This window comes from Aporhodopirellula sallentina SM41 (assembly GCF_000346505.1).
In the GTDB taxonomy this organism is placed as follows: domain Bacteria; phylum Planctomycetota; class Planctomycetia; order Pirellulales; family Pirellulaceae; genus Rhodopirellula; species Rhodopirellula sallentina.
The window spans coordinates 1-11,680 of record NZ_ANOH01000039.1; the positions used below are offsets into that span (position 1 = coordinate 1).

10 protein-coding genes, 1 tRNA gene and 1 pseudogene are annotated in these 11,680 nt (G+C 55.9%); 4 read left to right on the forward strand and 8 right to left on the reverse strand.

The window, feature by feature from the left end; all coding sequences use genetic code 11:
* Positions 1-807: M28 family peptidase (locus RSSM_RS01810; RefSeq protein WP_236620879.1), on the reverse strand; the 807-nt coding region annotated here is incomplete at its 3' end.
* 150 nt (positions 808-957) lie between these two features.
* Here RSSM_RS01810 and RSSM_RS01815 point away from each other — a divergent pair.
* Positions 958-1,032 (forward strand) — tRNA-Pro (locus tag RSSM_RS01815).
* A 287-nt stretch (positions 1,033-1,319) separates the two neighbouring features.
* Here RSSM_RS01815 and RSSM_RS35385 read toward each other — a convergent pair.
* Positions 1,320-2,075, reverse strand: a pseudogene (locus RSSM_RS35385) (tyrosine-type recombinase/integrase); the annotation flags it as partial.
* A gap of 84 nt (positions 2,076-2,159) precedes the next feature.
* On the opposite strand from RSSM_RS35385, the gene RSSM_RS34430 reads away from it, so the two are divergent.
* Positions 2,160-2,642, forward strand: coding sequence for a hypothetical protein (locus tag RSSM_RS34430; protein WP_236620880.1), 483 nt, complete (start codon positions 2,160-2,162; stop codon positions 2,640-2,642).
* 133 nt (positions 2,643-2,775) lie between these two features.
* Here RSSM_RS34430 and RSSM_RS01835 read toward each other — a convergent pair whose 3' ends face one another.
* The 5 genes from RSSM_RS01835 to RSSM_RS01855 form a co-directional block, all read right to left on the reverse strand.
* Positions 2,776-2,997, reverse strand: a complete 222-nt coding sequence (locus RSSM_RS01835) for a helix-turn-helix transcriptional regulator (protein WP_008673877.1) — start codon at positions 2,995-2,997, stop codon at positions 2,776-2,778.
* Complete coding sequence (locus tag RSSM_RS01840) at positions 2,994-4,007, reverse strand: helix-turn-helix domain-containing protein (RefSeq protein ID WP_008673878.1); 1,014 nt, start codon at positions 4,005-4,007, stop codon at positions 2,994-2,996. The genes RSSM_RS01835 and RSSM_RS01840 overlap by 4 nt, the downstream gene beginning before the upstream one ends.
* Positions 4,004-4,405, reverse strand: a complete 402-nt coding sequence (locus RSSM_RS01845; protein WP_144059498.1) for a hypothetical protein — start codon at positions 4,403-4,405, stop codon at positions 4,004-4,006. The genes RSSM_RS01840 and RSSM_RS01845 overlap by 4 nt, the downstream gene beginning before the upstream one ends.
* Before the next feature lie 48 nt (positions 4,406-4,453).
* Complete coding sequence (locus RSSM_RS01850; RefSeq protein ID WP_008673879.1) at positions 4,454-4,687, reverse strand: hypothetical protein; 234 nt, start codon at positions 4,685-4,687, stop codon at positions 4,454-4,456.
* 124 nt (positions 4,688-4,811) lie between these two features.
* Complete coding sequence (locus RSSM_RS01855) at positions 4,812-5,870, reverse strand: hypothetical protein (protein ID WP_008673881.1); 1,059 nt, start codon at positions 5,868-5,870, stop codon at positions 4,812-4,814.
* 670 nt (positions 5,871-6,540) lie between these two features.
* Here RSSM_RS01855 and RSSM_RS01860 point away from each other — a divergent pair.
* Together RSSM_RS01860 and RSSM_RS33555 are read left to right on the forward strand one after the other, a co-directional pair.
* Positions 6,541-6,750, forward strand: a complete 210-nt coding sequence (locus tag RSSM_RS01860; protein ID WP_144059499.1) for a hypothetical protein — start codon at positions 6,541-6,543, stop codon at positions 6,748-6,750.
* A gap of 431 nt (positions 6,751-7,181) precedes the next feature.
* Positions 7,182-7,319 (forward strand): hypothetical protein, encoded by a 138-nt coding sequence (locus RSSM_RS33555; RefSeq protein ID WP_008673889.1) that lies wholly within the window; start codon positions 7,182-7,184, stop codon positions 7,317-7,319.
* A gap of 248 nt (positions 7,320-7,567) precedes the next feature.
* Here the strand turns inward: RSSM_RS33555 and RSSM_RS32235 are convergent, their stop codons facing one another.
* Positions 7,568-11,593, reverse strand: a complete 4,026-nt coding sequence (locus RSSM_RS32235) for a beta-L-arabinofuranosidase domain-containing protein (RefSeq protein ID WP_236620881.1) — start codon at positions 11,591-11,593, stop codon at positions 7,568-7,570.
* Positions 11,594-11,680 lie beyond the last annotated feature (87 nt).

Consider the following 11,680-nt stretch of genomic DNA (forward strand, 5'->3'; position numbering starts at 1 on the left):
CGGAGGTGACATGCGATATTGCTGTGCAAAGAAAGTAGAGCCGAGAAAGTAGTCATCCCGCCCCTCGGCGAACACAAACTCTTCGGCGTCAAACAACACCACATCGACGCCAATATCTTCCGGCAAACCGGCGAACTGGTGGCTCATCTCCATCCACGCCGCCACACCACTCGCTCCGTCATTCGCACCAACGAAAACTCCCTTGGGGTTCTCGCGATCCCGGTCAGGAAACGGACGCGTGTCATAGTGGGCGCACAACAAAAATCGCGTCGGTCGTTCGGGGTACCATCTCGCGATTAGGTTCGCCATCTCGACGGGTTCGCCCGTCAACGGATGTCGGATCGCCTCCTTCTGCAATTCCACCGTCGCCCCATTGGCGGTAAAGAACTCCGTCAGGAATTCCTGCTGCCTCTTCATCGCTTCGCTGCCCGTGGGACGCGAACCGAAGTCGCAAATTTTCTCCAGGTACCCCATCGCCCGTTCAGGTGAATAGACCGCGGGGATCGGGCGCAGCGTCAACTCCAGAGGTCGGTCGAGTCCCCGATCCGATCCGCCAAGAAAATAAATACCCAACCCGGCCCCGACCGCAATCCCGAACATGAGCAGCGGCCAAGACCGACGCAGCCTCCCGCCGAAACCACCACGTTGTGTTGGCCCCCGTGTTGCTCGACCGGCCGCACCCGAGTTCGCCACGCCGACCCCGCCGCCACGTGATTGGCCACCATCGGCAGGCGATTGCGACCGACTCGCACTTCGTTTCTTCGTCAAATTTTGCTGGCGAGAACCCGCCGGATCCGAAACCGTCATCAAGGAAATCCCATTCCCAGGAACCAGAAAAAACCCCGGCGAATTGTACCCGGGGAATCCGCCCACCCTAGCGAAACCGACCCGGTTTCGGTAGAGTTTGTCGTTCAAAAGCCGGACTTCCCACCCACCCCAGGGAAATCCGACCAACAACGGGATGTGGCTCAGCCTGGTTAGAGCGCTGCACTGGGGGTGCAGAGGTCGCAAGTTCGAATCTTGTCATCCCGACTACCTGAAAACGCCGTTTCAGCCCGCAAATCGCGGGCTTTTTTCGTTTCGGGGGTCGCCCCGTCGCAACCTTCCCCATTTGCCAAATTCGCCACGTTTTGACACCCGTTGCCAGATTTCAGGGGAACAGGAAGGGGAACGAACTTGGCACCGTCCGCCGTTCCCGTTCCACGATCCAGGGCAGGCGTCGGCGGTTCGTCAGTCCCGCTTTGATCGTCGCCCCCAAGCGGGATCGTCGGCAGCCGTTCCACCGCCCCGGCTTGATCCAATAGCCGCTCATCGGTGTACGTGTTCATCGTCAAGTTGATGTTGCTATGACGCATGACCGCCTGGGCCGTCCGTGGTGACACCCCAGCGGCGGAAAGGTGAGTCCCGGTCGAATGTCGCAAAGCGTGGATGTGAACACGGCGGCCTAGCTCGTCAATCTTGTCGATGCCAGCGGCAACCAAATCCCGGTTGAGAATCCGCAGCAAACCAGATGGCACTTCGAACACGGGATCGGCAGCCGGGCGACCATCCACCCAAGACGCCAGGTCGAACGCCAGATCGGATTTCAGCGGGATCGTACTGCCGCGGCGGTTCTTCTCGTTCGACCGAACCAGCTTCAAAAACGGAACGTCACCGAAAGACAAATCACCAACCGTCAACGTCCGCAGCTCGTTGGCGCGTAGGCCGGTCAACAATGCCGTCTTGTAGATCAACGCGCGTTCGTGCCCCAGCTTCAACAGCTTCACCCGTCGTCGCGGGCGAATGGTCGCCCCGCGTTCTCCCTTGCGTGGTCCGGTTCGGATCGTCAACGCATCATCCAGCGGTCGACGGCGGGCGGTCTCAAACAATCGTTGCAACTCATCAACGGTTACCGCTCGGGCTTCACGGCGGCGGTCTTGTGATTCGTCTTTCAACCCGAAACCGTCAAACGGGTTCGAAGCAATACGACGTTCCCCGGTCATGGAAGAACGTTTGCCCTCCAACCGTTTCCCAACCAGCCACCAACCGAACGCCGTCCATAGTTTCGCGTGCCAGTTGTACGTTGCAGCCGACATACCGGCATCTTTCCGCAACCACTTGCGAAGCGTGCCGGCGTCCAGGTCACGCAACCAACGAAACCGACAACCAGCCGCATCGTCTTGCAAATAGTTCTGGCTTGTCTTTACCCGTTGGGCGTTGATGCCTCGGGCTTTCAAATCGTCGATGTAGTCGGCGATGTGATCGGCAAGGCGGATGTTTTGATAATCCGTGATCTCGGCATCACGATCGGACAGGCGACCGCTTCGGATGTCCTCCGCTCGCTTCGTCCAGGTCCGCAGGACTTCGGCCGCGTTCTCTTTCTTCGTGCAGCCGGTCGACTCGTCAACGGTGTAGCCGTCCGCGTTCCGGTATCTCGCGATCCAGTTTGGCGACTTCATCAAAACGCGACGGTTGCCGCTCTTGGTGGTCTTGATACGTCCGGTTCGCGTTTCCGTCTTGCCGTTGCGTTTGACTTTCCAGCGGGCAAACTCGGTTGCCTGACCATCGACCGTTTTGGTGAAGACTTCCGCGTTTGCTGGAATCGGTCGCGCTACCGTCTTGCGAAACAACGTCGCCATGATGATTCAACTCCCATCGGTTGACCCATGAAACACAAAAACGCCACGGCGGGCCGGTCATGGGAAACCGGGGTTCGGGAGCAACCCCTAGCCGTGGGCGTGGAACAGCCTACCGCGTTGCCGCGGGCGGTGTCGAGTTCATCGCGGCGGCGATGCCTTAGCGGCTCGCGTTGCGGTGGTGCGGGAAACCGTCGGCCTCCCATTCGTCAATCGCTTCGATCTTGAAACGCACCGCGCCGCCAATCTTCACCGGAGGCGGCATCTTGCCGGTATCCGCCCATCGGTAAATCGTTCGTTCGCTGCAAGCAAAGCGTTTGCCAACTTGCTTTGCCGTCATGTAGCGGGCGGCATCGTTTGCCACGGTTTGCGGTCGATTCATGACGCCACCCCCAACCGCTTGCCTTGCTGTTTCTGGTCGAATTCGTCCAGCTTCGTGGCGGCGGCTCGTTCGTCGTCGGTCGCTTCGGTGTCGAGTCCATCGCGGGCAAGCAATCGCCCAACCCAACCCGCTTTCACTTCGTCGGTTGCGTCCTTCAACTTCGGCTCGCTCGCGATGCGTTGCCGGATCGCTTCGGCGGCTTCCCTATCATGATGCCTGCGTTCGTCACGAATCCGCATCGCGTCGGCTTCGTCGATCGGCGGGAACGTCTTGCCGGTCAACCAGTTGCAAAGGTGGGAAACGCCGTAAGGCTCATCTTGTGGACGTTTCCGCTTAGTCGCTTCGCGTATCAATTCGTCGATGTACTCCAGTGACAAGCCGCGTTGTCGTGCCGCGTTCGTCGCCTGGGCAGCGGCTTTCATCCCAAGGTCACGAAGTCGCCTCCGCAACAACAGCCACTCGTTTTCATCCGTTGCGGTTGTGGTTGCGTTTAACTGTTGCGTTTCTGTTTCGTTTTGTCCGTCATCATGACAGAGGGCATCCGTCACGGTGACGGATTGCGAAACATCATCATGACCGACGGCATCCATCACCATGACGGTTCGCGAACCATCACCGTGACGGTTCGCGTCTGTCACCATGGCGGTTCGCTGAGCATGTTTGTCACAACGTAGTTTCAACTCGCTCCAGATAATGCGGTGACGATTCGCCCCGGTACGGTCGTCGCGTTCTTTGGTTATAAGGCCTTGAGAAACCAACGCTTCAACCGCACGGCCAACCGTGCTAACACTGCAACCAATCTCCTTGGCGAGCGTGTCCTGTGAGGCAAAACAACCCTGACCGTCACCGTCATGGTCGTCGATCAATCGCAGCAACGCCTTTTGCTTGTCAGCCTTAACGCCGTCCTCGTTGCCGTTTCGATAGGTCTCAAATCGAACAGCCCGCAGCAACTTCAATTGCTCGCCTCGGGGAAGATCATTCAGCAAATCTAGCTGTCGTTTCTCCTTCACGGTTTCGCCTCCTCGGGAAGCAACCCGGAAACGAGAACGGCCGCGGGCTTTCCGTACGCGGTCAACCGTGTTCGCTCGGTTTCACGCAGCCGACCGGTGACAACCAGTTCGTGCACTGGAGAACAAACCGACGAATAAGGCATCGCCAATGCTACATGAATTTCCCAACGGGTTGCCCCATCGGCACCGCAACCGGCGACGTGAAGTTCAATCGCATCGCGGCGGCTTTGCGACTTTGGTAACGACGACGCAGCGGCATCAGCTCGCGTGCGTGCAGCGTGTCCGCCGTGATCCATCAAATCAAGTTGACGCGGCGGCGGGAGGGTTTGCCCGTTTTCAGGTTCGGGCGTATCGTGGCGTTGTCCAGACGCGGCGGGGGTTGCGTTTGTGTGGCTCATGACGCAGCCCCCGCTTTCTCAACGTCCGCGTCCTGCGTTCGCATTTGTTCAAACATCGGTCGCGGCCTCCGCTTGGCGGCATCGGCGGGCGTCAATTGCCGTCAGTTCATGCCGTACACGTGCGATCGCTTCGCGGCGATACAGTCGGACGTTTCCCGCGTAGGCCGTCGGTGTGATGCTGGGCCGCGTTCGCAGCACACGCAAGACACGATGAAGCGGAACGTTCAATTCCGAAGCGATGACACCCGATGTCACCAGCTTGGGCGCGTTGCCCGTGTCCATAGTCGTTTATCCCGTATTGGAGAATGAAAGGTTCGTCTACCCTTTCATTCAACGGGCGCGCAATTCGCGAACGGGACGCAAAATCCGGTATTATCAAGGCGCGCCCGGGCGCGCCGATCGACTCTCAAACTCGCCGTTTTTGGCTCGGTAGCTTGCCGTAATCTTCCCGCGTTTGACGCTCACTGTCCCTAACCAGCTCTTCAATCGTTTCACCGTCGTCAGGCAAGTTTTCAACGTCAAAATCGACGGGCTGAGGGTACGATTCCGCTTCGATCATCGGCCCCCACTTCTCCCAGGCGGCTTTGATGGCTTTGCCCCTGTGCGAGCAACCAACAACGCGGGCAAACTCAGTAATCCCGCTAAACCGTCTCCCGGTCTCGATCGCTTTGTTTGCGATCACTGTCGCGTTGTCAGCTATTTCCTTTTGCTTCTCTTTCGAGTTTTGTTCCGCTTCTTGCTGCCGAATCACTTGCTTCTCATGGAGTCCAACGTAAGCCAAAGTGTCAAAAAGCATCGTCTCAGCTACCCGGAGTTTTGCAAGCGTTTCCGTTGGGTTCAGCAGGCAATGGTCAATGTTGAAACGGGACTCTGCTATCGAGCTTAGTAGTTGGCAAGCGTTCGACCATGCGCGAACGGCCTGGGTTCTCTCGCCTGGAGGCTCGGTAAATTTCCATTCAGCTTTCTCAAGGTCGTAGAATTTCGACAACCCATCACGCGCGTTCATCGGACTGATAGGCCACAAAGGAATTCGAGCAACCCAGGGCTCGAAGCGCCCCCAAACGGCTTCGTCATTGCACGCCCAGAAGTTTTGCGGTGGTTCATCATCGGTTGTGCCTGGGTTCGCTGCATACCACAACGCTTTAGTGACAATGCCGCTCCAGTTGTACTCAATCGTTGAAATTCCTTTTCGCATCAAGTAACACTGGCACAGCGTAGCGAACAAGCTACTTCCTCTTTGATGTTCCTGGACCGTGCGTGCTTGTTGGACGGATGAAAGCAAGACGATTGCTTCGAACATGTACCTATGTAGCGGCTCTAACAGTCGATCACGCAATTTCAATGCGTCTATCGGTTCCCAATACACGGCAAGTTCTGAACACGTTTCTACGAAACGGAATTCTGCTCTCTCGGTTGCCGTTATAGGGGCTCGTTTAGGCAGGTCTGTAAATGGATCGAATTCCATCGAGAGGGTTCCTTGTAGTCGAGGCCGGTTCAGCCGGTCGCGATGCAAGGAACAACAGCGACCGAATAAACCGTGCGGCGAGAGCTACCCGCCTACCGTCTGAAAGTCGCGGGGATCAATCCGCAACCATTCGATGCCGGGGATCAATCCGGCTCGTTCATTGTGACGGCATAGCGTTTCCGCGGAAACCCAACCGGGGCGTGCAAGCAAGTGTGTGAAGTCGCCCGGTTGTTCCCTTCGGGGTCGATCGAAAATCACTTAGGAAGTACCTACGCAATAGGCCTCACCCCAAAACACGGGGCGTCCCTTACGGGTCCTTCCAATTGCAAATCCCAAATCGGCCCCCGCAGGGAACAGGCGGCTCATACAGTAGACTTTCTTTCCCGTCATCGCCTCCGATTCGATCGCCGGTAACCTTGCCGATTCCGTCGTAAAACAAAGTCTCTATTGCTCCTCGGTCGTTCCCGTTGGGCGTGCGTCGGAACGAATCGACGGGAGGGACCCGCAGCCATTCGGCGTGCGCGCTTACTTACTTACCGACGTTTCCCATTCCGGCGTGCGGAAAACATCGCGACAAAGAGCGGGCTACGCCCCGTGGGGGCATGGGGTTGGGAAGGACCCGTTTTCGGATCCAGGGGACAGCAACAGACGCCCCGCTATGCTTGACATCATGCCAAAGCCTGCCCCGCTCATCGTCGAAACGCTGGACGGCACCGCCGTTGCCCGAATCGAAACCACCGTTCCGCTCGCTCGTCTCGTTCAGATGCTCAACGCAAGGCCCCCAGCGGCTCGCATCGTCAACGCTTCGATGGCGGGCGACCGAAACCCGAACACGTCGCCCGAACGCTTCACAACCGATTGTGAGACGGGGCATCGGTAGCGACCGTGGGCGCCATCGACTCGCCCACCTTCAGCCACAATTCGAGTTCATCGGCGGTCATCCGTTCCGCCAATTCCGCCACCCGTTGCCACGTTTCCGGGGAACAGGAAGGGGAACAAAGTTGAGCAACGTTTGCCGGATCGTCAGAAACCCCGTGAATTGCGTGCAACGGATGGTTGCCCGCGTTTTCGCTGGGGGTGCAGAGGTCGCAAGTTCGAATCTTGTCATCCCGATCTCCGTCAAACGACGACTCAGCCCGCAAACCGCGGGCTGTTTTCGTATCTACACCACCGGCAAATCCCGCAGAATGACAGGCACTGATACCTAATCCACACCAAGTACGCCCAACTGCCTCCGCCACAAACCCGTGATCAAACCACCAGGACTACCGTGCACTAAGTACGTGTCGTACGCAGTGCGACGGCAATCGCATGATACCTGACATCAAACGCTCTCGAACGGCCAGTGCGCACCGGAATCACTTGGACCTGTGGGTGTGTCTCGATGAGTTGCTGCGTCGACTTGCCAGCGGTGACACCAACTTGGATGCCCTGCGTCCGGACAACTAGGCAAGCGTTCAACCAGAGAAAGGCCCGCAACTACCGTACAGCCCAACCGTTGGGCTGCGCCGCTAGAACAAATGCCCGTCAAGTCTGCTGCCGGACACTTGACCGCATATCCTCCTGCCGAACGCTTGTGTCGGCAATGCCCAATTCGTTCAGTAGGTTCATGATCCCGCCGATATCTCGATCAACGTGGAGGCAAGCCCACAGGGAATTTTTCAGTTCCACATTCATTACGAAGTTTCTATTGCCTTTTACCACTCATGTGCGTTCCCTTCTTCTCCGACTACCGGAAATGCACTAATTCTAAGACGTGCCGCTCCCATTGGAATCAATTCGACCGTCTCCGTTTTCTCGTTCGACTTAACGGGGCTGTCTTTGAGTTCTGCGGCCAAACCATGCTCGTCTAGCTTCCAGGCGGGAATCTTTTTGGCCTTCGCCTTGATAACCACAGGAGCGTTTCCCACGGCGAAGGGAAAGTTGTCTTTTGGCCACGGTCGGGTCTCGACCTCGAGCGACGTACTGGGCTCGTCGTTGAGCACGAGCCCGTAATTCCACGCTGTAGCTGGGTGAATTTCATAGGCAGGCCAATCATTGACATTGACTCCTTCCTGCCACCGTGAAGTCTTTAACGCCGTCTCTTTACTATTAATCTTCACGTACTCCTCGCCGATCTTTAGCGAGAAAGTCAGCGGTCCATAGTTCACGCTGACACTGTTGTGATTGGATTGCCAGGTTCGGACGTTAATCTCTCTCGGCAATGTCAAAACAGCCTCATCACCATTTGCCCACTCCCTCTGGACTCTTACGTATTTGCCAGCTTCTAAGGCGTTTGGAATAGCCTCTCCGTTGATCGTCAGCTGAGCATTCGATGCCCAGCTCGGTATCCTGAAATACAAAGGAAAAGCTTGCGTCGACTCGGTTTTGATTTTGAACCTTAGGTCGTCTTCAAACGGGTAGTTCGATCTGGTTGCGATCTGCACTTCTGCTCCTGTTCCAACTTTGGCTTTCACCGTACTGGCCGAATAGACGACTGCGGCTATACCGTTGTCAGGTGTGGCCATCCACAGGTTCTCTGCCAAATAGGGCCATCCTTGCGTGTGGTTGTGCTGACAGCATCTTGAGCTAAACGGATTCATCATCAGGAACGGGCCTTTGTTTCGGATGCCCGGATGGTGGTTCTTCGTATCGCTCAAAACCATGTTCGGACTGGTGATATACCGAAGGCCCTTGAAGTCTTCAGTCATGGCGGCAGGCAGGGTGTTGAACGCAACGTCCTCGACATGGTCGGCCCACATGATATCCCCTGTAATTCTTAGCAAATGCTCATCGGAATTCATTTGCTCCACCATGCCGCAGGCTTCGACTCCCTGTCTTGGGTCGTCATAACCGGGGCGGCAAAGCTCATCGCCCCCGAACATGCCGCCTGGCACTTGCCCAAAATGCTCTCTAACGATTCGAAAATTGGTATAAGCCGCCCTGAGATCTTCCTGCTTTCCGCTGAGCAGATAGTATTGCGCGGGCACTCTGAATCCCTGAGCGATGTTGACATTGTGCCAACTGATCAGATCACCAAACCAAGCGGGCCGGTTGCCTTTCATGGGACGCCCTCGCTGTGACCAATTTGCCGTGTTGCGGTAAACCTTTTCCGCCAACTCAAGCAACCAAGGTTCTCCAGTCCTGTTGTATAGCCACAGGACGCTATGCAGGTTGTCGCCTCCGCGTTGATAATGCCAAATCTTCTTTTTCGTTAGAAAAAGCTCGTCCGGTACAGAAAGCTGATACTTGAAGTAGTTGGTCATTAAGTCGATGACCCGCTCGTCTCCCGAATATTCGTAGTAGGACTGCAGGCAATAGAGCATGATCATATTGGGCCAATAGTCCCTTGCCTTGTTGTGCTCTCTCTTTCGTCTCTCAGACTGATCCAATTCGTCAAGATAGCTTTCCCAAGCATAGCTCGGACCAAAGTACCCGTTCGCTTGCTGACTGTTGATCGCTCCCTCGAGCCATATTTTGGCTTCAGCAATCATTTCTTCATCATCCAGGATATAGCCAAGGTTGGCATATCCTTTGAGCCAGTAAGGCACTTCTTCCCAACCCCACTTACCGGTTCCCTTTTCTGATAGCCAAGCATTATCTTCTTTTTGCAGCCAACCACTGAGGTCATTCAGGTTTCCGGTTAACCCCTTGCGCTGTCGCTCTAAGGTTTCCAGCAACCATCCGTCTGGTTTGATGGCACCTACCGGCAATTTGATGAGCTTGCTCGGCTGCAGGGGCGCTCGATTACTGACATAGTGGTCGTTCGTGGATGTTGTTGACGGAGTACGAACCACCGAAATTTCCATTTCTCGATTTCGCAAATCCGTGTGGTTCGAAGCTGAACCATCGCCATCCATTTTCGGGGTAGGCAGCCAGACCAACATCTCTCCAGCCTCCCGGTTGGCCCAGGCGTAATACGGGATCATTTTCAGGTTTACATCTTTTCCTTCATCCCGGGCCGCAACAGATAGCCTTACCACGCCGCCGAGTAACTCCGGCTCATGCTTGGACGTCACTCGAGGACTCTCGGGAACTCTGATGTTTGAAAAGTCGACACCCGGATTGTCGACCTGCTCCAGGCAATAGATGACGGGGCCTCGCTGAATCGCGATGCGGCCAACCTGATCTTTCACCTTCGGATTTCCCATGATGACGAGAGGTTTCATCGGAAGGTTCAAGACGAGTTTCCGACCCATCTTCCAGGGCTGCTCCAGCACGGCAAACCCCATCTCCATTTCTACATCAACAGGATTTCCATCAATCGTGATTTCCGGGGCATCGCACCAGTTCGGAATACGGAGTTTTAGGTTCCCCTTTGCATCTCCGGGGGCGTCAAGCGTCAGCACCACTTTACCGTCCAATGGAAACGCACTTTGCTGCGTCAACAATAGCGTCTCACCGCCCGGAAGCTTGTGCTCAAGCGTGGAGTTGGCATAGAGGTTGACTTGAATACCGGATTCATCCGACGTGTAGATGTACTGATCGATGGAGGCAAACAGCCGATGCAAGTTTGGCGGGCAGCACGTGCAATGGTGCCACTGAAAACGACGGCCTCTTCGTACGTTCTTGTCGGGATGCCACGCCAGCGGATTCTGGTAGAAATAAGATGAGCCGTCCAATCCATATCCAGCGAGGATATTATTGAAGAGGGCTCGTTCCATTTCATCGGCGTACTTCGCGTCGCCAGTCGCCAGAAGCATCTTGTGATGCCAAAAGACGCTCGCTATCGAGGCACACGTTTCGCTGTATGCCGAGGCATTTGGCAGCTCGTATGGCTTGCCATATGCCTCACCTTGATTGGTCGAGCCAGTACCACCGGTAACGTACATTTTGCGTTCACGCATATCGTCCCAAAGATTCGAGACTACTTCCCAAATCCGCTGATCACCGGTTTCCAGGTAGAGGTCCACAGCGCCTGCTTCAAGCAGGTTCTCCATGACTGCGTGTCCCCACATTTCATTGAAGTGCTCATTGCCAAAGTAGCCGTACTCCGTGAGCGTCTGCATGACGAAGTCGAGGTATCTCCGGTCTCCCGTAACTCGGTACAGCTCCACCAGCGCAAGCTCGTGGTTCGGGTGTTCATACTTCTTGTTCACCGGCCCCTGGTAAAGTTTGTACGGTAGATCATTCGGGTCGGCGAACTCGCTGACGATCAGATCCGCAAATCGTATTGCCGCGTCGAGCAACGCGCGGTTTCCGTTTGCCCGGTAGTCCGCAATGGCAGCCTGCGTGAAGTGTCCAAAGTTGTAGAACTCACACCGATTTTCTTCTGCAAACCGTACTTCGCCCTTCGCTTTGATGAGCTGATTTTCGTAGTACGTGTTCAGATAACCATCTGGTTGCTGGGCGGACAATACCGTTGCTGATGCGTCTCTCAGCAATCCGCTCACCTGCTTCGACTCCGGTGCATACCAGGCCATCGCTTCCATGTGTTTGTAGATAAACTCATTGCAGTTCATCCGGCGGAAATGCTTCTCGCTGCGCCCGTCCGCACAGATGCGAAAGTTCTCAAAATATCCCTTGCTTTCGAAAAGTCGGTGCAGTGAAGCAATCCCGACATCCCGCGATCGGGCACGTATGTCGTACCAAAATCCGTCGGTAAGCTTCACCGCATCATGCGCAACCGGGTGCACGCTTGCATGCGTATACGTTTCGACTTGGCTATCCCCAGCTCGGACTTCAACGGACGCTGCGCATAGGGCAATGACGAACGCGATCTTGAACACACGTAATTCCTGCACTTGGTTAACCTGTTCTGAGTGTATTTGTACGCCGTACTGCGGTGGGTAGCGGCACGGCGATTGGGGCTTACGCAATCAATTGATGAC